Raw genomic sequence first — 23,071 nt, 5'->3', positions numbered from 1 at the left:
GATCGTCAAGGAGAGCCTTTGCACCATACCTCGCTGATCGTCACCATCGTCGCGGGCCTGGGACTGGCCTTCGTGTTCGGCGCCATCGCCAACCGGCTGAAGCTGCCGATCCTGGTCGGCTACCTGCTGGCCGGGGTGCTGGTGGGCCCCTTCACCCCCGGCTATGTGGCCGACCAGGAACTGGCGCCGCAACTGGCCGAGATCGGCGTGATCCTGCTGATGTTCGGGGTCGGGCTGCACTTCTCGCTGAAGGACCTGATGGCGGTGCGCAAGATCGCCATCCCGGGCGCCGTCGTGCAAATCGCGGCGGCGACGGGGATGGGCATCGGCCTGGCCCTGCTGTTGGGCTGGAGCGTCGGGGCGGGGATCGTCTTTGGCCTGGCCCTGTCCGTGGCCTCCACCGTGGTGCTGCTGCGCGCCCTGCAGGAGCGGCGACTGATCGAGACCGGACGCGGCAAGATCGCCGTGGGCTGGCTGATCGTCGAGGACCTGGCCATGGTGCTGGCCCTGGTGCTGCTGCCGGCCTTTTCGGGCCTGCTGGGCGGCGAGGCCGCCGCGCCCGGCCCCGGCGGCGTGGCCGGAACCTTCGCCATCACCGTGGGCAAGGTGGTCGCCTTCGTCGCCCTGATGCTGATCGTCGGACGACGGGTGATCCCGTGGATCCTGCACCGCATCGCCCACACCGGCTCGCGCGAGCTGTTCCGGCTGGGCGTGCTGGCCATGGCCCTGGGCGTGGCGTTCGGATCCTCGGCGCTGTTTGGCGTGTCGTTCGCCCTGGGGGCCTTTTTCGCCGGCATGATCATGGCCGAGAGCGAGCTGAGCCAGCAGGCCGCCAATGAGACCCTGCCGCTGCGCGACGCCTTCGCGGTGCTGTTCTTCGTGTCGATCGGCATGCTGTTTGATCCCAGCGTGCTGCTGCGCGAGCCGCTGGCCGTGCTGGCCACCCTGGTGATCATCGTGGTGGGCAAGTCCATCGCCGCCCTGATCATCGTGCTGGCCTTCCGCCGCCCGATGAGCACCGCCCTGACCATCTCGGCCAGCCTGGCCCAGATCGGCGAGTTCTCGTTCATCCTGGCCGGACTGGGCGTGTCGCTGAAACTGCTGCCGCCCGAAGGCCGTGACCTGATCCTGGCCGGCGCCATCCTGTCGATCCTGGTCAATCCGCTGCTGTTCGTGATCCTCGACAGGATCCTGCCGAAGATGATCGACAAGGAGCGCAAGGCCGCCGGCGAGCCGCCGCTGGTCGCCGCCGCCCTGCCCCACGCGCTGCTGGTCGGCTATGGCCGGGTCGGCAAGCGGGTGGCCGAAGGCCTGAAGGACCACACCCCGCTGGTGGTCATCGAGGACGACGCCGAGCGCGCCGCCGAACTGAGGGCCGCCGGGTTCGAGACGGTCGGCGGCAATGCGGTCAGGGCCGAGGTGCTGCTGAAGGCCGGCCTGGCCCGGGCCACCCACCTGTTCGTCGCCGTGCCCAGCCCGTTCGAGGCCTCGCGGATCATCGAACAGGCGCGGGCCGCCAATCCCGACGCCCAGATCATCGCCCGCGCCTATACCGACGCCGATGTCGACCTGCTGAAAGCGGCCGGCGCCACCCACGCCCTGATCGGCGAGGACGAGATCGCCAAGGGCATGCTGGCCCGCGCGCCGCGCATGGCGGCGGGGCCCGCGGGGCATTGACCGCCGCTACAGATTTCCTCTCTCCCCGGCGGGGCCGCGCTGACCTGCAATTTTCCTGCGTTCGCTCCCGCGCGGCGCATTGACGCGACCGATTGGGAAGTAGATCAAGATTGCAGATCAACTTCAGTTTGTGATGCCGCGACATGGTTCTTGCCACCTTTGAGGCTGTGCGTGCGCGATCTTTCCGAGGGCTTGCAAGCGATCAGCAGGGCCGGCGTGACGCCGCGGCGCCGCGATGAGCGAACCGTCGATCTTCTTCTCCGAGGTCAATGAGCGGCAGGGCGTCTTCCACCGCCGCGCCTTTCTGGTTGGCGGCCTGACGGGCGTCGGCCTGCTGGCCCTCGGCGCCCGGCTGGCCCAGCTGCAGCTGGTCGACGCCCAGCGCTATCAGAAGCTTTCGGCCGGCAACCAGTTCAACTTCCGCCTGGTGCCGCCGCCGCGCGGCCTGATCGTCGACCGCAACGGCGTTTCCCTGGCCTCCAACCGGCCGAACTTCCGGCTGATGATCACCAAGGACAAGGGCGTCGATATCGAGGCGACCCTGACCGATCTTGAAAAGCTGGTGCCGATCGCCGATCGCCGCGAACGCCTGCTCAGGGACATCGCCCGCGCGCCCCGGAAATCACCGGTCGCGGTGATGGAAGACATGACCTGGGAGGAGTTCTCCCGCGTCAATATCCGCGCGCCCGAATTGCCCGGGGTCACGGCCGATATGGGCGAGGTGCGGGTCTATCCCTTCGGCGGCGCCTTCGCCCACGTGATCGGCTATGTCGCCAAGGTCTCCGACCGCGACCTGGCGGCGGCCAAGAACGATCCCGACCAGGAACTGCTGCACAATCCCGGCTTTCGGGTCGGCAAGCTCGGCGTCGAAAAGTCGTTCGACCGCGACCTGCGCGGCCGTTCGGGCGGCGCCAAGGTCGAGGTCGACGCCCAGGGGCGGACGGTGCGCCTCAATCCCGAAGGCGACATTCCCACCCTTCCCGGCAAGGAAGTTCACCTGACCCTCGACGCCGACATCCAGAACCGCGCGCTGGAGGTCATGGGCGAGGAAAGCGGGGCGATCGTGGTGATCGACTGCCGTTCCGGCGACCTGCTGTGCATGGCGTCCGCGCCCAGCTTCGACGCCAATCGCTTCGTGCGGGGCCTGTCCGGCGCCGAATACCGCGCCCTGGCCGAATATGAGCGCAAGCCCCTGCTCGACAAGGTGATGACCGGCACCTATCCGCCCGGCTCGACCTTCAAGCCGACCGTGGCGATGGCGGCGCTGGAGGCGGGGATCAATCCCGAAGAGCGGGTGCTGTGCACCGGCGGGTGGTCGTTCGGCGGCCGGGTCTGGCACTGCCACAAGAAGGGCGGTCACGGCTCGCAGAACATGCACGATGCGATCAAGAACTCGTGCGACGTCTATTTCTACCAGATGGCCCTGCGGATCGGTCCCGACCCGATCGCGGCGGCCGCCACCGCCTTCGGCTATGGCCAGATCTTCGACATCGGGGTGCCCGGCCAGCGCAAGGGCCTGGTGGGGTCACGCGCGTGGAAGAAGAAGACCTTCAAGCGCGACCCGGTCTGGCACCCCGGGGACTCGGTGCCGTACGGCATCGGCCAGGGCTATATCAATGTCAGCGCCCTGCAGATGGCCGTGATGTGCGCCCGCCTGGCCAATGGCAAGAAGGCGCTGAACCCCCGGCTGGTGCAGTCGGTCGGCGGGGTCGACCTGCCGCGTGGCGACGCGGCGCCAGACCTGCCCTTCAGCCATGAACACCTCGAGATCGTCCGCGCCGGCATGGCGGCGGTGGCCAATGACCCGACCGGCGGCGCCTTCAGACAAAGCCAGCTGGGCCTGGGCGACGTGCTGATGGCCGGCAAGACCGGCACGGCCCAGGTGCGCCAGTACGCCCAGGGCGCTTCGCGCAGCAACCAGGGCATTCCCTGGAAGCTGAAGGACCACAACCTGTTCATCGCCTTCGCGCCCTATGACAGCCCGCGCTACGCCCTGTCGGTGATCATCGAGCATGGCGGCCAGTTCGGCTCCAGCGCCGCGGCGCCGCGCGCCCGCGAGGTGATGCGCGTGGCCTTGCTGAAGGATCCGGAGATCCGTGCACGGATCGAGCGACCGATGCCCCTGCCGGACGCGTCCGATGACCTCGACAGCGAGCCCGAGCTTCCGCTCGGCTAGACCGGCGGCGGCTATGGAGCACGGCCGTCTTCTGGACCGGGCGAGGAGGGATCGCTTAATGACCACAATCAGGCTCTAGGAGCGACATCCATGCGCAGGATCGCACCCTGCCTCATCGCCCTGGCCCACATCCCCGCCGCCCATCAGCCCTGATCCGGAGAGCTCCGATGCTTCGCCCCCCCCTGCTCGCCCTTGCCGCTCTGGCCGCCGTCTCGACCGCCGTCTCGACCGCCGTCTGGGCCCCCGCCTGGGCCGGCGACTACAAGGTCGGCCCCGTGACGGTTCAGAACCCCTGGAGCCGTCCGGCCCAGGCCGGCATGAACGGGGTGGGCTTCATGACCATCCTCAACACCGGGACAAAGCCCGTAACCCTGACCGCGATCGAAAGCCCCCTGGCCGGCAAGGTCGAGCTGCACCAGTCGTCCATGGCCAATGGCATCATGACCATGCGCCGGCAGGACACCACCACCATCGCGCCCGGCGGCAAGCTGACCCTGGCGCCGGGCGGCTATCACCTGATGATCCTGGGGCTGAAACAGGCGCTGAGCGTCGGGCAAAAGGCGCCCGTCACCCTGGTCTTCGCCGACGGCCGCCGCGTCACGGTCGACCTCACGGTGCAACGGGCGCCGCCGAAGGCCTCGCCGGCCATGATGATGGATCACCAGCATCCCTGATGGCGTCGCGGGCGCGGACATGACAAATTTGTAAGGAAGGCGTTTCTGCCTCAACGGGGCAGATTGTCGCCAGCAATCACTCACGGACGCGTTTTTGATGAAAAAAGTTTGGTTCGGCGCCGCCGCCCTGGCCGCGCTCTCGCTGTCGGCGTTTGGCGCTCAGGCCCAGGAAGACCACCTGTGCCTCAACGACGCCTGCACCCTGCAGTCGCTGCTGCCCGCCGCCGCCGAAGGCGCGGCCGGCGATGTCACCTCGCTGGACTCGCCGCGCTACGGCGCCTGGGGCTTCGACCTCAGCGGCATGGACACCAGCGTCAAGCCGGGCGACGACTTCTATGAGTTCGCCAACGGCGCCTGGGCCGCCCGCACCGAGATCCCGTCGGACCGCACCCGCTACGGCAATTTCGACAAGCTGTCGGAACTGTCCGAAGCCCGCACCCGCGCCATCATCGAGGCCGCCGCCAACAACAAGGCCGCCACCGGCGACACCGCCAAGGTCGGCGCCGCCTATCGCGCCTTCACCAATGAGGCCCAGATCGAGGCGCTGGACGCCAAGCCGATCACGCCGTGGCTGGCCAAGATCAAGACGGTCAAGACCAAGGACGACTTCACGGCCCTGATGGGAACGGGCAATGTCACGCCCTATTCCAGCCTGATCGGCGTCTATATCTCGACCGACGCCAAGAACCCCAAGGCCTATGCGGTCTATTCGTCGACCGGCGGCCTGAGCCTGCCCGACCGCGACTATTATCTGGACGCCAAGTTCGCCGACAAGAAGGCCGCCTATCTGGTCTATGTCGAGAAGATGCTGACCCTGGCCGGCTGGGACAAGCCTGCCCAGAACGCCAAGGCCGTGGTCGATTTCGAGACCCGTCTGGCCGAGGCCTCGTGGAGCCGGGTCGAGCGCCGCGACCGCGACAAGACCTACAATCCCGCCAATCTGGCGGAACTTCAGGCCCTGACGCCGGGCTATGACTGGAAGCGCTATCTAGCCGGGACCGAACTGCCCCAGGTCGACCGCTTCATCGTCACCACCAACACGTCGTTCCCGAAATACGCCAAGATCTACAGCGAAACCCCGCTGGACACCCTGAAGGCCTGGGAAGCGTTCAAGGTCACCGACAACGCCGCGCCGCTGCTGTCCAAGCGTTTCGTCGACGCCCACTTCGACTTCCGCGCCAAGACCCTGTCGGGCCAGCCCGAACAGCGCCCGCGCTGGAAGCGCGGCGTCGGCCAGGTCAACAACATGCTGGGTGAAGCGGTCGGCAAGGACTATGTCGCCCAGTACTTCCCGCCCGACTCCAAGGCCAAGATGGACGATCTGGTCCACAACATCCGCGACGTGCTCAAGGTCCGCCTCGAGAACCTCGACTGGATGGGCGCCGACACCAAGACCCAGGCCCTGGACAAGCTGACCAAGTTCACCGTCAAGATCGGCTATCCCGACAAGTGGCGCGACTATTCCAAGCTGGAGATCAAGGCCGACGACGCCTATGGCAACGACCTGCGGGCCGGCGCCTTCGACTGGCGCCATGACGTCGAGCGCCTGAACGGGCCGGTCGACAAGAGCGAGTGGGGCATGACCCCGCAGACGGTCAACGCCTACTACAACTCGGTCAATAACGAGATCGTCTTCCCGGCCGCCATCCTGCAGGCGCCGTTCTTCCATCCCGACGCCGATCCGGCCGTCAACTATGGCGGCATCGGCGGGGTGATCGGCCACGAGATCGGCCACGGCTTCGACGACCAGGGCCGCAAGTCCGACGGCGACGGCGTGCTGCGTGGCTGGTGGACCGACGCCGATGCGGCCAAGTTCAAGGCCCAGGCCGACAAGCTGGGCAAGCAATACTCGGCCTTCGAGCCCCTGCCGGGCATTCACGTCAACGGCGACCTGACCATGGGCGAGAACATCGGCGACATGGGCGGTCTGGGCTTTGGCCTGGACGCCTATCACGCCTCGCTGAAGGGCAAGCCGGCCCCGGTGCTGGACGGCTTCACCGGCGACCAGCGCGTCTATCTGGGCTGGGCCCAGGTGTGGCGTCAGAAGACCCGCGACGACGCCCTCAAGCAGCAGGTCGCCAGCGACCCGCACTCGCCGGCCTATTACCGGGTCAACGGCACGATCCGCAATCAGCCGGGCTGGTACAGCGCCTTCGACATCAAACCGGGGGACAAGCTGTATGTCGCGCCGGAAGACCGGGTGAAGATCTGGTAGTCGCCAGACCCTCTTCTCCTTGGCTCCAATCCCGGGCCTCGATCAGGGCCGGTGAGCGATCACCGGCCCTTTTTGCATCTGGCCGTTAGAGCGCGATAGCCGAAAGTGTACGCGGTTTCGGCGGCTATCGCGCTCTAAGTATATGATTTAGAGCCTTTTTAGACGCTTCATATGATTCCATATAAAGCTAAAAGGCTCTAGAGCGGCGGCGGCTTGGGATAGACCAGACCGTCCGTATGCGCGGCGGGGCTGCCCGCCGTGGCGGCAGCGAAGATCGCCTCCCCGGCAGGCGACAGCGCCATGACACGCGCGACGACCAAGGTCGCGACCAGCACGCCGATCGCCCAGAACCAGGCCGGATGCGGCCGACCGCGCACCCGCCAGTCTCGCACGATGCCGATCAGCGGCACGATCACCGCCAGCCCGGTGGCGATCTCGAACGCATAGGGCTTGAGGAACGGCATGGGGATGATGCGGCCAACGCCTGGGCCCATCAGCATCATGAAGGACCCGACCTGCAGGCGCGGGTGCCACTCACGGTTCTTGCGCAAGACGACGGCGGCGACGAACAGGCCGACAGCCCCCAGCAGGGTCACCGGATTAGCGATCACGAAATGCTGGGGCTGAAAGAAGAACGGCACGCGCCCGGTGCGCGCCGAGGCGATCGTCACCAGCGGCCCCAGCACCACAATGGCCAGCATCCAGATCACCGCCAGCCCGCCCAACGCACGGTGCAGGCGCACCCCGCCGCCGGCCGCCAGCCATGCCTGGGTGACGAGGATCGCCACCCAGCCCATAAAGACGACGGCATGCAGATGGACGATCAGCGGCGCGCCAAAGCTTGATCGCCTCATGGCCAACTGCAGAACAAAGCCGGCGATCTCGACGATGGCCATGGCCGTGATTGTGGTTCGAAAGAACGCCAAGTCCTTAGACGGCGTCTGGCTTGGTGTCGTGCTCATGCGTGTCCCCCGCGCGTCTTGGCCCAAAGCAATTTGGACAGTTGAATACCCCCGTTATGCGAATGAGTCGCCATGGCTTCGTGACAACCGTCAACGCCTCCCCGCGCCGCGCGCGAACATCGGAAAGCTCATCCTCCAGGGCCATGGCGGCAGCCTGGCGCAGGCGCTTTCCGACACGGTCGGCAAGAAACGGACAATCCTGAAAGTCGCGGAGGCTCTGCGAGCCCCCTCGCCGAACGCGGATTGACGAGTTCGATGACAAGTGTCAACGTCGATTCGTTGACACTTGTCATCGGGAGAGACGCATGAAGATCAGCGCCGCCGAGAGCGTCGTCATGGAGGCCTTGTGGCGGCGCAGTCCGCTGACCTCCGAGGCCATCATGACGGAGGTGTGCGAGCCCCAGGGCTGGACCGATGGCACCGTGAAGGTGCTGATCAGCCGCCTGGTCAAGAAGAAGGCCGTCGCGGCCCAGGCCGATGGACGGCGCTATCAGTACGCGCCCCTCATCAGCCGCGAGACCTATGTCGGCGCGGAAAGCCAGGGCCTGCTGGACCGCCTTTTCCAAGGTCGCCTGGCCCCGCTGGTCATGCACTTCTCCGACGGCGACAAGCTCAGCGACGAGGACATCGCCGCGCTGAAGGCGCTGGTCGAAAGGATCGGCAAATGAGCGCCGCCGCCCTCTCGGCGCTGGCGAGCGCCAACCTCGCCCTGGCCGGCGGCGTCCTGGCGGTGCTGCCCCTGCGCGGGCCGGTCCGCCGGCGCTTCGGCGCCCTGGCCGCCTACCTGCTGTGGCTGACGCCGCCGCTGTGCGTCCTGGCGGCGCTGCTGCCCGCGCCGATCGACACCACGCCGCTGGCGCCGATCGTCCTGACCGCGAGCCAGGCCGCGCGCCAGGCCGTGCCGGCGGCGCTGACGACATCGGCCGCCGCGTCGCTGGTCCTGCTGGTCTGGACCGTTGGGGTGATCGTCACCGCCGTGCTCTTCGCCATCCGCCAGACCCGGTTCACGCGATCCCTGGGACGCCTGACGCCGCATCCCGACGCCCCGACCCTGCTTCAGGGCCGGCATGTCGGGGCCGGACCGATGGTGCTGGCCTGCCCCTGGCCGCGCATCGTGGTCCCCGCCGATTTCGACGCCCGCTTCCAGGGTGAGGCCCGCGACCTCGTCCTGGCCCACGAGCGGGTCCACCTGGCGCGCGGCGACGCCCTCGTCAACGTCCTGGTCGTGGCCGCCCAATGCCTGGCCTGGTTCAATCCGCTGGTCCATCTGGGCGCTCATCGCCTGCGCCTGGACCAGGAAATGGCCTGCGACGAGGCCGTGGTCCTGCGTCGCCCCGAGGCGCGCCGGCTCTATGCCGAGACGCTGCTCGACACCCTGCTGGCTCCCCGCGTCGTACCGTTCGGCTGCCATTGGCCGGCCGGCGGCGCACATCCCCTGAAGGAGAGACTCGCCATGTTGAACATCCCCGCCAGAAGCCCCGCGCGAAAGCTCGCCGGCCTTGGCCTGGTCGCGCTCGTCGGCCTTGCCGGCGCCGGCGCGGTCTGGGCCGCCGAAGCGCGCCCCGCTCACCTGATCACCAAGCCGGACTGGGCGGCCAAGCCCACGGGCGATGACATGGCCCGCTTCTATCCGGCCGCGGCCGCCGCCGCCAAGACAGGCGGCCGCGCGCTGATCGACTGCCGCGTCACAGCCGAGGGTCGTCTGACGGGGTGCGCGGTCCGGCGCGAGAGTCCCGGCGACCAGGGCTTTGGCGCGGCGGCCCTGCAACTGGCCGAGATCTTCCAGATGCGTCCCAAGACCCTTGACGGACAGCCGATCGACGGCGGCGAGATCACGATCCCGATTCTCTTCGCCGTCCCGCCGACCTGAGGTCTGACGGATCGCGCGACACGAGGACCGCCGGGCGACCGGCGGTCCTCAACCGCGTTTCCGGCGCCGCGAGGGGATGCGCGGCGCCGATCCAGCAAGATGATTTCGGGGCTGACGGCTTGATCCCCCGCCCCGCGCTCAGCCCCCGCGCTTGCCCTTGGCGGGCTTGGCCCCGTTCAGCGCTACGGCGGCGCGGATCAGGGCCTGGAAGGCGGCTTCGTCGATCGTCTCGCCTTCGCGGAGGTCGATGGCGCGGCGGGTATTGCCCTCGAGGCTGGAATTGAACAGGCCGGCCGGATCGGCCAGCGCCGCGCCCCTGGCGAAGGTCAGCTTGACCACCGCCTTGTAGGTCTCGCCGGTGCACAGGATGCCGGCGTGCTCCCACACCGGAACGCCGCGCCACTTCCAGGTCTCGACCACTTGCGGGTCGGCCGCATGGATCAGGGCGCGGACCCTGGCCAGGGTTTCACCCCGCCAGTCGCCCAGGTCCTGGATGCGCGCGTCGATCAGCTCTGACGGCGACGCGCCGGCCTGGCTCTTGGCGTCCGCCGATCCGTCCATCCTGATCATGACCGTCCCCCCGGAGGTTTGCCGCGCCGCTGGGCGGCCCCGGCCGGGATTGTGCGCCATTTAACGGGGGCTTCAAGCCTCCCGACGCCACCGCCAGATCTCGGGCGCTTTGGGGTCGGCGAAAGCTTTTTGACTCTAGCGTCAATTATTTGAACCGGGGCCCAGATACACCAAACCCGCCGCGGGGGATAATCGCGGCGGGCTGGCTATTTGTCGATCAATCGATCTAGGCGGGCGTTTCCTCCCCGAAACGCCGAAGGAAGGGAGCTCTCTGATGGGCTCGTTTCTTCCTTGCAGGATCAAGAAACGTCAAAACCATGACAGTGTCAACGCATCAAAGCCTTTTTCCGCAACGGGTTGGACGTTTTTTGACAAAAAAGCCGTTGTTTGGACGCGAGGGTCAAACTTATCAGCGATCTGTTGGGATGTTTTTTGACACTTACGTCAAATACTAACCTTCAGACGCGCCGCCAGATCGTCCAGAACCTTCGAGCGAGACTCAAAGACATAGTCGGGACGCGACACGGTGACCGGTTCCACCCCGGCGGCGGCCAGGGCGGCGGCGGCCTCGAACAGATCGGCGGTGGCCAGCAAGGCGCCATTGGTCCGGCGCGAGCCGCCCTTGGCGACAAAGCCGGCGACGGCGGCCTGGGCCAGGTCGTCCTGCTCGGCGGGCCAGACCAGGGTGGCGAGCGTCCGCGCCCGGCCCTTGGCCTCGACCACTGACAGCAGGCGCTGCAGCGACGCCAGCTGATCGGGCGACCAGGCGGCGATCAGGGATGCGGTCAGCTGGGCCTGGCTTTTCAGGATCACGCCATCGGTCAGGATCTTCAGGCCATTGGCCGCCAGGGTCGCGCCGGTGGTGGTGATGTCGACGACCAGTTCGGCCGCCCCGGCCGCGGGAGCCCCCTCGGTGGCGCCGCTGCTCTCGACGATGCGATAGTCGGCCACCCCGTGGCGGGCGAAGAAGGCCCGGGTCTGGGTGACATATTTGGTCGCCACCCGCAGCCGGCGGCCGGTGCGGGCCAGATGAACGTGCCCGACGGCGTCGATATCGGCCATGGTGTCGACGTCCAGCCAGCTCTTGGGCGCCGTGACCACCAGGTCGGCGCGGCCAAAGCCCAGGGCCCGCAGCAGCATCACCCGGCTGTCCATGTCGTCGCCGCGCTCGCGCAGCAAGTCCTCGCCGGTGACCCCCAGGTGCAGCTCGCCCGCATCCAGACCCGCCGCGATGTCGCCGGCCGACAGCAGCCGCACCGAGACGCCGGGCAGGCCCGACAGTTCAGCCGAATAGCCGCGCGACCCGCCGGCCATTTCCAGCTTGAAGCCGCACTCGGCCAGCCAGGCCTCGACCTGGTCCTTCAGGCGCCCCTTGGAGGGGATGGCGAAGATCATTTGCCCACTCATTGGCCTGCTCCCGCATAGGCTCGGGCGGGACGGACCATGCAGCCCACCGCGCCGGTCGTCGTCTCGGCGCCCAATCTCTTTGGATCAAGGCGAGCTGGCAGGCCGTCATAGCGCCCGCCGGCCGCCACCGGAGCGTCCTCGCCCAGGGCCATGCTGCGCACTTCAAACAGGAAGCCGTCATAATAGCCGAAGGCGCGGCCGAAGGCGGCGGCCAGCACCATGCAGTCCTCGGGGACCCCGCGCGCCGCCAGCCCCGAAAGCCGCGCCCGCCAGGCGGCGATCGCCGCGTCCAGCGCCGCGCGTTGCGGACCGGCCAGGGCGGCGATGGCGTCCAGGGCCGCGTCCGGACGGTCGCTGACCGCCAGGAAAGCCCGCACCGCATCGGCTTGGTCCGTCGACAGACGACCGGCCTTGGCGTCCTCGGCGCGTTCGACCAGGCGATGAGCGATCTCGGCCGGACGGCGGCCGCCCACCGGCTCGATGCCGGCCAGGGACCACAGCTCCTGCAAGACCGCCGAGGCCTCGCCCTCCGGCAGGCCGGCCAGCAGCGCCGCGATGCGGCTTTGATCTTCGCCCAGCGCTTGTCCGGAGGCCGACGAACCGTCCAGTTCGATCTTCAGCTGACGCGGCCGGGTGAAGGCGCGCTTCAGCCGCGCGGCCAAAGGCGTCGCCAGGTCCAGGGTGTCGATGAAGGCCGCGAACAGCCCCACATCGCCCAGCATCAGGGAGAGGTCCGAGCGCCCGCCGGCCGCCGAGGCGGCCCAGGCCAGGGCGGCGATCTCGGCGTCGGCGGCCACGGGGTCGCCGGCCTCGAAGGCCTCGACGCCGATCTGCAGGAACTCCTCGGCCCGGTCGCTGCCGCGCGGCGCCACCCGGAAGGCCTTGCCGTCATAGAGATAGCGCCCCGAGGCGGCGCCGGCCTCCAGGTGCTGGCGGGCGATGGCCACGGTGAAGTCGGGGCGCAGGCAGGCCTCCTCGCCGCCGTCGCCGGACACCACGAACAATCGCGCCCGCATCGACTCGCCGGCCAGGTCCAGCAGCAGGCCCAGGGGCTGCAGCACCGGGGCGTCGGTCAGCACGGCGCCGGCGGCGGCCAGGGGCGCGCGGATGGCGTCCAGCGCGACGGCCGGGATGGCGGGTTCCAGTCTCATTGACCGTTCTCCCCGCCGGCGATGATGCGACGCACGGCGGCCACCAGCTCGGCGCGCGGGATCGTCTGCTGACCCGGACGCTCGGCCTTCCAGGCGGCGTTGTCGGCCACGCCCGAGGCCAGCTGGCGACCCAGGTCCAGATCCTTGATCGTCACCGTGCCGGCCGCGATCTCGTCGCCGCCCAGCATGATGGCGGCCGGGGCCATGCGGCGGTCGGCATATTTCATCTGCGGCCGCATGCCCGAGGTTCCCAGATAGACCTCGGCCGCGATCCCGGCGTTGCGCAGCTCGGCCGCCACCGCGAAATATTCGCCCATGTGGGCCTGGTCGAAGACGATCACCACCACGGGTCCCCGCGCCGTCCCGCCCGGCTCGCGCCCGGCCGCCCGCAGGGCCGAGGCCAGCCGCGACACCCCGAACGAGAAGCCCGTCGCCGGGGTCTGCTGGCCGGTGAACCGCGCCACCAGATCATCATAGCGCCCGCCGCCGCCGATCGAGCCGAACGAGACCTTGTTTCCCTTCTCATCCAGGGTCGACAGCAGCAGCTCGGCCTCGAACACCGCGCCGGTGTAGTACTCGAGCCCCCGCACGATCGACGGCTCGAACATCGCCTGATCGTCGGCCACGCCCAGGCTTTTCAGGGCCGCGTCGATCAAAGAGAGCTCATTCAAGCCCTCATCGCCCTCGGCCGAGCCGCCGATCACATCAGCGATCTTGGCCAGGGTCTCGGCGCGCCCACCCGATCCCGCCTGCACGAAGTCGAGCACCGCGTCGGTCGCCTTGCCCACCAGGCCCGCGCCCTTGGTGAAGGCGCCGCTGTCGTCCAGCCGGCCCTCGCCCAGCAGCAGCCGCACGCCCTCGACGCCCAGCCGGTCCAGCTTGTCGACGGCGCGCAGCACCGCCAGCTTCTGGCCTTGCGTCTCCACCCCGGCGGCGGTCAGCAGGCCGTTGAGCAGCTTGCGGTTATTGATCTTCAGCACCGCCGAGCCGCGCGGCAGGCCCGCCGCCTCCAGCCCCGCCACGGCCATGGCGATGATCTCGGCGTCGGCCTCGGGCCGGGCCGAGCCCACGGTGTCGGCGTCGCACTGGATGAATTCGCGGAAGCGGCCGGGGCCGGGCTTCTCGTTGCGCCACACCGGACCATAGGCATAGCGGCGGAACGGCTTGGCCAGGGTCTCCCAGTTCTGGGCGGCGAAGCGGGCCAGGGGCGCGGTCAGGTCATAGCGCAGCGCCATCCACTGCTCGTCATCGTCCTGCAGCGCGAACACGCCCTCATTGGGCCGGTCGGCGTCGGGCAGGAACTTGCCCAGGGCGTCGGCATATTCGAAGGCCCCGGTGTCCAGCGCCTCGAAGCCGTGGCGCTCATACACCGCCGACACCGCCTCCAGGATGGCGCGCTCGGCCCGCAGGTCGCGCGCCCGCTTGTCGGCGAAGCCGCGCGGGGCGCGGGCCTCGGGGCGGAAGGCTTCTTCTGTCTTGGCGTCGGTCTTCGGGGAGTCGGTCATCGTCGTCCTTAGATACTCAAGGCTTCGACGGATGGCGCTTGCTCATAAGCCCCATCCGCTAGGCGGGGCTCAGGCAGGGGGCTTGCTGTTAAAGCGAGCGGACCCGGCCGATCCCGCGAGGCGAGGTCGGATGGTGGTGGCGGCCGTGATGGTGCGGCGTGCGGGTCATTGGGCGGGGGCTATAGCGGATAGGGCGGGGCGGGGGAAGGGGTGGTGGGGTGAAGCGCAGCGTAGAGCCCCTTAACGGCCCCGGGGCATACGGCGGCGATGGCGAGAGCGACCTGATCGACCCGTGCCATTGCTTTCGGCCCATATGCCTGAGGTTAGATAATGGGCCAGCCGTTCCTTCGCGCGCTGAAGTGGAACCGCATTGTTGCGCTTCGTCAACTCTTCAACTTCTCGGAAGTAATTTCGCGCTAGCGCGAGTGCCTGAGTATTCTGATTATGCTTTATTAAGGCGCCTATATGCCGCTCCGACAGAGTCACGATTGGGTACTGATCGGAATTCGGATCTTTACGAGCGTGTTGAATTTCCAAAGCTTTAACTGCGTCACCGATCAGCTCGATAGTCTTAGAGTCATAGTCATCGCGCTCCATCGCCACGCGCAATTGAACATCCGCATAGGCGTGTATCGCGTAAGAATTATCGGGGTAAGCTTGGATAGATTTATTTAGGACGTTTATAGCATCCTCTAAATCTCCCTTTTCCACTAAATATTGACCATATTGAAGCCAATAATGCCCATCAAGCTGGAACTCGACTGAGAACTCGTCGTATATTTTCAGGCCAGTCTCCATGTCATTTCGGCGTCGCGCGAGATCGGCGTTGAAGTTATGATTTAGAAGAAACTTAAATAGAAGTGCATCTTGGCGGCCAACATTCTTAACTATAGGTGTATTATATTTTGTATAGGTACGAAGAATTCCAACAATGGCAGATACAACGCTAGGAAATGCAGCCACATTGTCGATTATGTGGCGGACATATACCTCGTGCCTTGCTACCAGCCTTCCTCCCGTGGTCTCCGAAACAATTCCATCGAGCGCCCGCAGCGCTTGCTCGAACGTTCTAGCAAACCCGAAATACCGATACGCCTCCCTCGCGGCAGACGCAGATATTCCGGTTCGCGCAATTGTTGAGATTCCCACGATCAATGCGAGCGCTCGACACGCATCGTCAGAAAGAGATTTGAATTCTTTAGTTATAACGCTGGTAAATTTCTCAGACTCTGTCGCCTCTTTGAGTGCGATCAGCAGCTGACTACGTGACGCTCGAAGCCTGTCCAGCCTTTGTGATGGTGGCAACTTCTTGAATCGCGGCGCTGGTACATATTCCAATAGACGATCGATAAGTGGCTGAAAATCGTCTTCGGAAAATCTTTGATATTGAAAAGAAACACTAATATCTCCGATTCGACGCTCAATGTGTTCGCGCCATTCATTTGACCGAGCACCAGTGACCACGGTGATATTTCCAGAAATTGTGCTCGCAATATCTTCATACAGAGAGTCTCCGTATATAAATGCGTCACCTATATAAACTATTACGTGCTCTCCTTTGTGGAGGCGTGAAATTAGATTTAAAGAAGATCGCAAAGATTTTACGTCTGGCTTTAATTCGTAAAGCCGTTTCATTTCGTCTTCGCGGACTATCCTGAGAAGCGCTTGAATAGTCGCTGTGGTCTTGCCGCTTCCAGATTGACCATAGACTATAAAGACGCGCGCCCGATCATCGACGGCCTTCTTCAATTCTTCATATAGGTTTTGCGTTCCGCTTAGCCAGACGGGAACGTCGGTCGCCGATATCCTCCACGTGGGTGGAGATCCTTCAAGGTAGTTCTGGGCTGCCTTCTGAAGAGAAACTCCAGTCAATAAATCCGCATTATGCTTTGTATCTTTCCACGTATGAACAATAATCGATTGCGCTATATCAACGTCAGAACTATTAACATCGAACCTCTCTGTTAACTCTTTGGCAAAAGCATTTATCCTCTGCGCGACATCGATAGGCGTGACTGTCTTTCCGGTTTTTTCTCGTAGCCAACCAACAAATTCGGCGAGAGTTGCCTTGATGACTACAATATTGCGCGCCTTTAGATCCGCAAGCTTCACTTCGGAAAAGTGATCTGGAGTAATTAAAAATGCAAGACCAAGGCCGGCTCCTGGATTTGGGCGGGCACGATCCAGTTCTAAAGATAATATAGGCTCTTTAAGTCGGCTACCTATGAAAACAGGCGTGTATATCGCGTAATCCGATGCTGCCTGACGATACCAATCGTGCCTATTTTCAGCAATGCGCTTGTTGTATTCGGATGGGCTAAAAATAAATCCATGCTCTGGCTTTAATGCGTCGCCATGAAGAAATATAAACTGTAAGTACTCAAGCCCGACCTGCTCAGAAACTTTATCTGCGATACCATTAAAGGGGCGACGCACTTGAACTGCTCCCCTTATGTTGGGAACAGCGTCATCAATATTCCATGTGTATGCCCGCCTCCAAGTATAGTCGAACAGTTGCTGAAGTTCGGTCGATGGGCGTACATTTGTGAATTCTGCCGCGAGGATCTTGTGAAATTTCTCCTCGCTCATCCGAGCTCCAAGCACGCCGCCCAGAACATCAGGAAGTTCGTCTCCGTCGTCATAGGCAAGCCCGGCAGTTTCAGCGATCAATTTTGCCAATTGCCACCCTTGCTTAATGGGGCGGTCCGGCAAATCTCTCGTCGGCGGCAAAGTCGAGGTTGCCGACGCTCCCGCGCCCAGAAACAGGACGGCTTCGCCCTCGTTAACTGCCCTGACCAGAAGGCGGGCATCTTCGTCGGCAATGGTGATCATTGTGCCCCCTAATTTCGAACGGTCAGTCAACCCAACCTTAACTGGTAAGTCCACCCCTCCTTACATCTCACGGCGAGACGATCGCGGGTCTGGGCAGGTCACTCAAGGACCGCCCTCCGGGCGGCCGCTCCGCGGCGGCGAAGCCGTCCTTGACTGACCTGCCCAGACCCGCACGCTGCAGCCTCCAAGAGATGTAAGGATGGCTCCGACCTGGGGCGGTCGGGGTCATCGCGTGCCCTTAACTTTCCGTCATTCCCGCCCTTGTGGCGGGAACCCCTGGTTCAGCTGACCCATGAGACGCCAGCGAAGGGCGCGCGCACCTCGCCCCTCCCGCACCTGCGGCGGATAGAGGGGTTCCCGCCACAAGGGCGGGAATGACGAAAGGTTTGGCGGCGCCAAAACGGCCCCAATCCCCGTCCCCCGACGGGGATATCCCTGCCCTGACCTCAACAAATTCAACGCCCTGCCCCCGTGAGCCAGCGTGACGATCGAAAACTTGTCCCCGGGTCTCAAACCGCCCGCATACTGAGTCTCGCCTCGTCACCGGGGAGGACGTCCAGCTGGCGATCTGACGGGTGATGGGGGCGGTCGAGCGGGTAGCGCCCGTCGGCCGTCGTCGAAGGCCCGGCGGGGTCTGGCTGAGCGGGACACCCCTCGAGGATCGTGCCGTGTCGAGGCCAGGCCCAGACCGCCGGGAACATCCTTTGCCGACGCCCGGACGACGCGCGCCAGGCGCGGGCTGAAATCGCCCGCGCGGTCCGGACGGGGTTCGTCGCCCCTCCGCCCGCCGGGGGCCTAGCTACCGGAGCGGATTAACACCCCGCCAGCCCGGCGATGCTCCCGGATAACGATCGCGCGGAGCGCCCGTGTCCTGTCGAAACGGTACTCCCTCAGTCTCATCCGGGCAGACCCCGGACGCTTCGCCGCCTCCCCAATGATTTGGGGCCAGCCCGCCGGGTCACCCGGGGGTCGGCGCCCGCGCGCGTCCGCGAGTCCGCGCAAGCCAACTTCTTCCACGCTCAGGAGACATCCGATGCCCAGGTTCGACAAATTCGAGACCGCCTTGGGGACGCCCCTCCCCCTCGCCCCCGCCCCCGCCCAGCCGGGCGACAACGGCTTGACGCTGGCCCGCCGCGCGGCGAGCGCGGAGCTGCAACGCCGACTGCACTACCAGATCTTCGAGACCATGCTGAAGGTCATCGACACCCTGGACGCCGTCCCGGAAGGCGACTGGCGCGGCCGGCTGGCGGCGATCGAGAGCCTGGGCCGGGCGGCGGAGGCGGAGGACGAGGAGGAGGCGGAGGAGGAGGAGGAGGCGGAGGAGGAGGAGGACGAGCATGAGCTGTGACGACTCCCTTCCCCCTTTGATGGGGGAAGGGTTGGGGATGGGGGTGACAGAGGTTCAGGATGGGGCGCGGCCGGTGTGAAACCGTCCGGCGGTGTCACCCCCATCCCCGCCCTTCCCCCATCAAAAGGGGGAAGGGAGAAGGATCAGACCTTCAAGCGCTCGATCAGCGCCGCCGTCGACGGATCATGGCTCCCCGTCGCGCCGCTTTCCAGTTCCGGCAGGATGCGGCCGGCCATCACCTTGCCCAGCTCGACGCCCCACTGGTCAAAGCTGTTGATGCCCCAGATCACCCCCTCGACGAAGGTCTTGTGCTCATACAGGGCGATCAGGGCGCCGAAGGTCCGGGGCGTCAGGCGCTCCAGCAGCAGCAGGGTGGACGGACGATTGCCGGCGAAGGTGCGCTGCGGAGCCAGGGTGGCGATCTCCGCGTCCGACACGCCCTTGGCGGTGAGCTCGGCGCGGACGTCGTCGGTGGTGCGGCCCACCATGAAGGCCTCGGCCTGGGCCAGCAGGTTGGACAGCAGTTTCTCGTGCATGCCGGCCGGGCCTTCGTCGGACTTGGCCAGGCCGATCAGCTCCATCGGGGTGATGTCGGTGCCCTGGTGCATGCACTGGAAATAGGCGTGCTGGACATTGGTGCCCTCGTCGCCAAAGACGACGGTGGCGGTGCCGTGCGGGGCGGGCCGGCCGTCGGGGCCGACCGACTTGCCGTTGCTCTCCATCTCCAGCTGCTGGAGGAACGCGGCCAGGCGGCGCAGGCGGTGGGCGTAGGGCACCACCGAGCGGGCCCGGCGGTCCAGGCCGTTGCGGTTGAAGATCTGGGCCAGGGCCAGCAGCACCGGGGCGTTCTGGTCCAGCGGCGCGCTGGCGAAGTGGGCGTCCATGGCGGCGGCGCCGTCCAGGAAGCCCTGGAAGGCGTCCCAGCCAGCCGCGACGGCCACCGACAGGCTGACCGACGACCACAGCGAATAGCGGCCGCCCACCCAGTCCCAGAAGCCGAACACGCGCTCGTCGCTGATGCCGAAGGCGGCGGTCTTTTCCAGGGCGGTCGAGATGGCGGCCAGGTGCTGGTTGGCGCCCTGCTCGCCCAGGGCGTCGGCCAGCCAGGCCCGGGCGGCGGTGGCGTTGGACAGGGTCTCCTGGGTGGTGAAGGTCTTGGAGACCACGATCACCAGGGTCTCTTCGGGATCCAGATCGGCCGTGGTCAGCAGGAACTCGGCCCCGTCGACATTGGCGATGAAGCGCAGGTCGATCTCGGGCTTCACCGGCCGCAGGGCGTCCCACAGCAGGCGGGGGCCCAGGTCGGAGCCGCCGATGCCGATGTGCAGGATGGCCTTGAACGGCTTGCCGGTGGCGCCCTTGATCTGGCCCGAGCGGACGGCCTGGCTGAAGGCCTTCATCCGCTGACGGACGGCCTCGACCTCGGCCATGACCGGCACGCCCTGGGCCTTGATGTCGGCGCCGGCAGAGGCCCGCAGGGCGGTGTGCAGCACGGCCCGGCCTTCAGAGCCGTTGATCGCCTCGCCGCCCAGCATCCGGGCCCGGGCGCCCTCGACATCGGCGGCGTGGGCCAGGTCGAGCGCGGCTTCCAGACCGGCCTCGTCCCAGGCCTGTTTCGACAGGTCGATATGCAGGCCGGCCACGTCGAGCGTCAGATTGGCGAGGCGGTCGGGCTCGGCGTCGAACATCTCGACAATGCGCTTGTCGCCGGCGGCCTTGGCGGCGGCTTGCAGGCGGGTCCAGGCGGCGGCGAGATCGGCCATGGGGGCAGTCCTTTTTGGCAAGATGGTAAATCGGCGTTTACGGCTTGGGGCTTACCAAACCGATACCGCAGCGTCATGACGACCATTGACGATTTTTTGCGGGGAGAACGCCATGTCCTGTGATGCGATCGCCTTTTCCGCCCTGCTCTGGCTGGCCTCGACCAGTCCGGCCACCGCCGCGCCCGGCGCCGTTCCGTCCGTCAGCGCGCCCCTGTCGGTGGCCGGCGAGCCGCTGTTCGCCGACATCGTCAAGCGGGCCGGCGGGCTGAAACTGCAGGTCGAGGCCTATCGCAAGACCCTGGCCGCCGACCCCGCCGCCCCGGCCGTCGCGCTCAAGGGTTTTGACGGCTTCGGCGCCCGGATCACCGAACTGTCGGCCCTCGACATGAAGGGCCACGTGACGCTGAAGGAGCGCGGCGCGGTCGACGACCTCAAATGCATCCTGCGCGGCATCAGCCAGGACCTGCCCGACAAGCTGACCGCCATCGGGGCCGCCAGGACCGTCAAGGACCAGGACCTGGCCCTGCGCGACATGGACTATCTGCTCAACGACAATGTCGAGGTGATCACGGCCCCGCCACAGCCGGCGGCCTGACGCCGACGCCCGGGGTGCCGCCCTGCGTCCTTCGAGGCCGCCCCCAAGCAAGAAGGGGCGGGTGCCTCAGGATGAGGGATTCTGTACTGACGTCCTCATCCTGAGGTGCGAGGCGAAGCCGAGCCTCGAAGGACGCACAGCCTAGGTCGCCGCCTTCTCGATCGCCGCGACCACCATGCCCTCGGTCAGGAGCTGGGGCAGGATCACCGGTGGCCCGCCCCTGGCCGGATAGACCAGATACAGTGGCACCCCCGCCCGGCCATGCTCGGCCAGGGCGGCGGCGATGGTCGCGTCGCGATTGGTCCAGTCGGCCCGCAGCAGCACGGCGTTCTTGTCGCGGAACACCTGGGCGACGCCGGCGCCCGACATCGCCACCTTCTCATTGACCTGGCAGGTCACGCACCAGGCGGCGGTGAAGTCGACCAGGATCGGCCGACCCTCGGCCTGCAGGGCGGTCACCCGCTCCGGCGACCAGGGCTCCGAGCTCAGGCCCGGACCGGCCGGCGCCGCGCCCTGCGCGACCGGACCGGCCACCACCGGGCCGGGGGCCTGCAGGGTCAGCGCCGTCACGGCGATCGCCGCGATCAGGGCCAGGGCGGCGGCGACGGCCGAGACCAGGCTGGGCTTGCCCTTGGCCCGCAGCGTCTGGGCGTGGCCCCACAGCCAGGCGGCGAAGGCGATCAGCACGGCGGCGGCGAAGATCTCGCCCAGGGCGATCGATCCGCTCTGCTGGCTGAACACCCAGACCAGCCAGGCGGCCGTGCCGTACATCGGGAAGGCCAGGCCCTTCTTCAGCGTGTCCATCCAGGCGCCGGGGCGCGGCAGGCGGGCCAGCAGGGCCGGGGCGAAGGCCAGGATCACGAACGGCGCGGCAAAGCCCAGGGCCAGGGCCAGGAATACCGACAGCGAGATCAGCGGCGGCTGGGTCAGGGCAAAGCCCAGGGCGCCGGCCATGAACGGCGCGGTGCAGGGCGCGGCCACCACCACCGCCAGGGCGCCGGTGAAGAACGCGCCGGTGACGCCGCCGCGCGCCGAGACGCTGCTGCCGACCCCTTGCACCGAGGTTCCGAACTCGAACACGCCCGACATGTTCAGGGCCACCAGCAGCATGACCAGGGCCAGGGCCGCCACCACGATCGGCGACTGCAGCTGGAAGCCCCAGCCCACCGCCGCGCCGCCGGCCCGCACCGCGATCAACAGGCCGGCCAGGGCCAGGAAGGTGGCGACCACCCCGACCAGGAAGGCCAGGCCCTGCAGGCGGGTCTTGCCCGGATCGTGGGCGTGGCCGGCCAGGCTGGCGGCCTTCATCGACAGCACCGGGAACACGCACGGCATCAGATTGAGGATCAGCCCGCCCAGGACGGCGAAGACCAGGGCGGTGAGCAGTCCGACCGCATCGGCGGGCTTGGACGCGGCCGGCGGCGGGCCCAGGCCTGCCGCGCCGGCCGGAAGCTCGCCGGCCGTGGCCGTGACCTCATAGGCCTGACCGTTCAGGGCCACGACGCCGGACAGCTCGGTCGGCGCGGTTCCGCTGGTGAAGTCATAGCCCGGCGTCAGGCCCAGGGTCAGACCCTCGGGCCCGCGCTCGATAGATTGCTCGGCGGCATGGTCGATGACCTTGCCCGAATAGGGATAGAAATAGGCGCCGGCCAGGTCGGCGCCCTTCAGCGGCGCGCCGGTGACGGCCAGCTTCAGCGCGCCGCCGTCCAGCCTGAAGACAGCCTTCAGACCGGCCGCCTTGGGCGCCTCGGCCAGGGTCCTGGCCACGGCCGCGCCCCACTGGGGATCGGGGCCCGGCGCGCCGGCGACGATGGGCAGGTCCAGGGTGAGCACCGCGTCCTCGGGCACGCAGATCTCTTCACAGACCAGGAAGGCGGCGGCGGCCTTCAGGGTGACGGTCGAGCCCGGCCGGGCGGCGGCCGGCACGGTGATCGGCACGGGCAGCAGCACTTGCCCGGTATAGGCATAGTCGAGCAGCGGCCCGACCCGGCTCTTTTCCGGGGTCGGCCAGACGATGTCGCCGGCGGTCCAGCCGGTCGGCAGGGTCCAGACGATCTTGGTGGGATCGCCGGCGTCGCCGGGATTGCGCCAATAGGTATGCCAGCCGGGCGCGATCTTCTGGCGCAGGGCCACATAGATCGTCGATCCGGGGACGGCGGCGGCGTCCTGGGCGACCAGCTGCGCTTCCAGATGTCCCGTCTTGACCGGCGCGGCCAAGACCTGTCCGCCGAGAAGCCCGGCCAGGACCACGGCCTGCAGGGCCACCAGAAGTCTGCGGATCATCATCAAACCCTGCCCCAACCAAGACGCGTGATCGACACATGGC

Annotated in this window: 16 protein-coding genes and 1 pseudogene; 8 read left to right on the top strand and 9 right to left on the bottom strand. The window is 66.8% G+C overall.

What is annotated here, in order from left to right:
* Positions 1 to 18: 18 nt before the first annotated feature.
* The 4 genes from ybaL (at position 19) to ACW18B_RS04765 (ending at position 6,742) form a co-directional block, all read left to right on the top strand.
* Positions 19 to 1,677, top strand: a complete 1,659-nt coding sequence (ybaL, locus tag ACW18B_RS04780; RefSeq protein ID WP_492049987.1) for a YbaL family putative K(+) efflux transporter — start codon at positions 19 to 21, stop codon at positions 1,675 to 1,677.
* Positions 1,678 to 1,912: 235 nt separating this feature from the next.
* Positions 1,913 to 3,853: a penicillin-binding protein 2 gene (gene mrdA / locus ACW18B_RS04775; protein ID WP_492049986.1), complete on the top strand. Its 1,941-nt coding sequence runs from the start codon at positions 1,913 to 1,915 to the stop codon at positions 3,851 to 3,853.
* 167 nt (positions 3,854 to 4,020) lie between these two features.
* Positions 4,021 to 4,527, top strand: a complete 507-nt coding sequence (locus tag ACW18B_RS04770; RefSeq protein WP_492049984.1) for a copper chaperone PCu(A)C — start codon at positions 4,021 to 4,023, stop codon at positions 4,525 to 4,527.
* A gap of 97 nt (positions 4,528 to 4,624) precedes the next feature.
* Positions 4,625 to 6,742, top strand: a complete 2,118-nt coding sequence (locus ACW18B_RS04765) for a M13 family metallopeptidase (protein WP_492049983.1) — start codon at positions 4,625 to 4,627, stop codon at positions 6,740 to 6,742.
* Between the two features lie 197 nt (positions 6,743 to 6,939).
* Here ACW18B_RS04765 and ACW18B_RS04760 read toward each other — a convergent pair whose 3' ends face one another.
* Positions 6,940 to 7,704 carry a hypothetical protein gene (locus ACW18B_RS04760; protein WP_492049982.1) on the bottom strand — a complete coding sequence of 255 codons (765 nt, stop codon included), beginning with the start codon at positions 7,702 to 7,704 and terminating at the stop codon, positions 6,940 to 6,942.
* Positions 7,705 to 8,009: 305 nt separating this feature from the next.
* Between ACW18B_RS04760 and ACW18B_RS04755 the strand changes: the two genes are divergently transcribed.
* On the top strand, positions 8,010 to 8,372 hold the full coding sequence (locus tag ACW18B_RS04755) for a BlaI/MecI/CopY family transcriptional regulator (RefSeq protein ID WP_492049980.1): 363 nt from the start codon (positions 8,010 to 8,012) through the stop codon (positions 8,370 to 8,372).
* Complete coding sequence (locus ACW18B_RS04750) at positions 8,369 to 9,574, top strand: TonB family protein (protein WP_492049978.1); 1,206 nt, start codon at positions 8,369 to 8,371, stop codon at positions 9,572 to 9,574. The genes ACW18B_RS04755 and ACW18B_RS04750 overlap by 4 nt, the downstream gene beginning before the upstream one ends.
* Before the next feature lie 138 nt (positions 9,575 to 9,712).
* On the opposite strand, the gene ACW18B_RS04745 is transcribed toward ACW18B_RS04750, so the two are convergent.
* From ACW18B_RS04745 to ACW18B_RS04725, 5 genes are all read right to left on the bottom strand, one after another.
* Positions 9,713 to 10,144 (bottom strand): DUF1801 domain-containing protein, encoded by a 432-nt coding sequence (locus tag ACW18B_RS04745; RefSeq protein WP_492049976.1) that lies wholly within the window; start codon positions 10,142 to 10,144, stop codon positions 9,713 to 9,715.
* Between the two features lie 444 nt (positions 10,145 to 10,588).
* On the bottom strand, positions 10,589 to 11,551 hold the full coding sequence (hisG, locus tag ACW18B_RS04740; RefSeq protein WP_492049975.1) for an ATP phosphoribosyltransferase: 963 nt from the start codon (positions 11,549 to 11,551) through the stop codon (positions 10,589 to 10,591).
* On the bottom strand, positions 11,548 to 12,702 hold the full coding sequence (locus ACW18B_RS04735; RefSeq protein WP_492049973.1) for an ATP phosphoribosyltransferase regulatory subunit: 1,155 nt from the start codon (positions 12,700 to 12,702) through the stop codon (positions 11,548 to 11,550). Before ACW18B_RS04735 ends, hisG begins: the two co-directional genes overlap by 4 nt.
* The gene (gene hisS, locus ACW18B_RS04730; protein WP_492049971.1) at positions 12,699 to 14,207 is read right to left on the bottom strand and encodes a histidine--tRNA ligase; all 1,509 of its coding nucleotides are present in this window, start codon (positions 14,205 to 14,207) and stop codon (positions 12,699 to 12,701) included. The genes ACW18B_RS04735 and hisS overlap by 4 nt, the downstream gene beginning before the upstream one ends.
* A gap of 240 nt (positions 14,208 to 14,447) precedes the next feature.
* Positions 14,448 to 17,039 (bottom strand): P-loop NTPase, encoded by a 2,592-nt coding sequence (locus tag ACW18B_RS04725; RefSeq protein WP_492049970.1) that lies wholly within the window; start codon positions 17,037 to 17,039, stop codon positions 14,448 to 14,450.
* A 1,033-nt stretch (positions 17,040 to 18,072) separates the two neighbouring features.
* Here ACW18B_RS04725 and ACW18B_RS04720 point away from each other — a divergent pair.
* Positions 18,073 to 18,387 (top strand): hypothetical protein, encoded by a 315-nt coding sequence (locus tag ACW18B_RS04720; RefSeq protein WP_492049968.1) that lies wholly within the window; start codon positions 18,073 to 18,075, stop codon positions 18,385 to 18,387.
* A 143-nt stretch (positions 18,388 to 18,530) separates the two neighbouring features.
* Here the strand turns inward: ACW18B_RS04720 and pgi are convergent, their stop codons facing one another.
* Positions 18,531 to 20,150, bottom strand: coding sequence for a glucose-6-phosphate isomerase (gene pgi, locus ACW18B_RS04715; protein WP_492049967.1), 1,620 nt, complete (start codon positions 20,148 to 20,150; stop codon positions 18,531 to 18,533).
* A gap of 112 nt (positions 20,151 to 20,262) precedes the next feature.
* Between pgi and ACW18B_RS04710 the strand changes: the two genes are divergently transcribed.
* Positions 20,263 to 20,745 carry a hypothetical protein gene (locus tag ACW18B_RS04710; RefSeq protein ID WP_492049965.1) on the top strand — a complete coding sequence of 161 codons (483 nt, stop codon included), beginning with the start codon at positions 20,263 to 20,265 and terminating at the stop codon, positions 20,743 to 20,745.
* A gap of 11 nt (positions 20,746 to 20,756) precedes the next feature.
* Here the strand turns inward: ACW18B_RS04710 and ACW18B_RS04705 are convergent.
* Together ACW18B_RS04705 and ACW18B_RS04700 are read right to left on the bottom strand one after the other, a co-directional pair.
* Positions 20,757 to 20,881 (bottom strand): annotated as a pseudogene (locus ACW18B_RS04705) (hypothetical protein); the annotation flags it as partial.
* 5 nt (positions 20,882 to 20,886) lie between these two features.
* Entirely contained in the window at positions 20,887 to 23,031 is a 2,145-nt protein-coding gene (locus tag ACW18B_RS04700) for a protein-disulfide reductase DsbD family protein (protein WP_492049964.1), read from the bottom strand.
* Positions 23,032 to 23,071 lie beyond the last annotated feature (40 nt).

The organism is Caulobacter sp. FV2ps19, assembly GCF_058681035.1.
This window is presented reverse-complemented; position numbering and strand designations above follow the sequence as displayed.

What these genes read in the sequence shown, in the direction of transcription:
- mrdA (WP_492049986.1), top strand. Translation starts at nt 1,913, where the DNA reads ATGAGCGAACCGTCGATCTTCTTCTCCGAGGTCAATGAGCGGCAGGGC.
- ACW18B_RS04770 (WP_492049984.1), top strand. Translation starts at nt 4,021, where the DNA reads ATGCTTCGCCCCCCCCTGCTCGCCCTTGCCGCTCTGGCCGCCGTCTCG.
- ACW18B_RS04765 (WP_492049983.1), top strand. Translation starts at nt 4,625, where the DNA reads ATGAAAAAAGTTTGGTTCGGCGCCGCCGCCCTGGCCGCGCTCTCGCTG.
- ACW18B_RS04760 (WP_492049982.1), bottom strand. Translation starts at nt 7,704, where the DNA reads ATGAGCACGACACCAAGCCAGACGCCGTCTAAGGACTTGGCGTTCTTT.
- ACW18B_RS04755 (WP_492049980.1), top strand. Translation starts at nt 8,010, where the DNA reads ATGAAGATCAGCGCCGCCGAGAGCGTCGTCATGGAGGCCTTGTGGCGG.
- ACW18B_RS04750 (WP_492049978.1), top strand. Translation starts at nt 8,369, where the DNA reads ATGAGCGCCGCCGCCCTCTCGGCGCTGGCGAGCGCCAACCTCGCCCTG.
- ACW18B_RS04745 (WP_492049976.1), bottom strand. Translation starts at nt 10,144, where the DNA reads ATGATCAGGATGGACGGATCGGCGGACGCCAAGAGCCAGGCCGGCGCG.
- hisG (WP_492049975.1), bottom strand. Translation starts at nt 11,551, where the DNA reads ATGAGTGGGCAAATGATCTTCGCCATCCCCTCCAAGGGGCGCCTGAAG.
- ACW18B_RS04735 (WP_492049973.1), bottom strand. Translation starts at nt 12,702, where the DNA reads ATGAGACTGGAACCCGCCATCCCGGCCGTCGCGCTGGACGCCATCCGC.
- hisS (WP_492049971.1), bottom strand. Translation starts at nt 14,207, where the DNA reads ATGACCGACTCCCCGAAGACCGACGCCAAGACAGAAGAAGCCTTCCGC.
- ACW18B_RS04725 (WP_492049970.1), bottom strand. Translation starts at nt 17,039, where the DNA reads ATGATCACCATTGCCGACGAAGATGCCCGCCTTCTGGTCAGGGCAGTT.
- ACW18B_RS04720 (WP_492049968.1), top strand. Translation starts at nt 18,073, where the DNA reads ATGCCCAGGTTCGACAAATTCGAGACCGCCTTGGGGACGCCCCTCCCC.
- pgi (WP_492049967.1), bottom strand. Translation starts at nt 20,150, where the DNA reads ATGGCCGATCTCGCCGCCGCCTGGACCCGCCTGCAAGCCGCCGCCAAG.
- ACW18B_RS04710 (WP_492049965.1), top strand. Translation starts at nt 20,263, where the DNA reads ATGTCCTGTGATGCGATCGCCTTTTCCGCCCTGCTCTGGCTGGCCTCG.
- ACW18B_RS04700 (WP_492049964.1), bottom strand. Translation starts at nt 23,031, where the DNA reads ATGATGATCCGCAGACTTCTGGTGGCCCTGCAGGCCGTGGTCCTGGCC.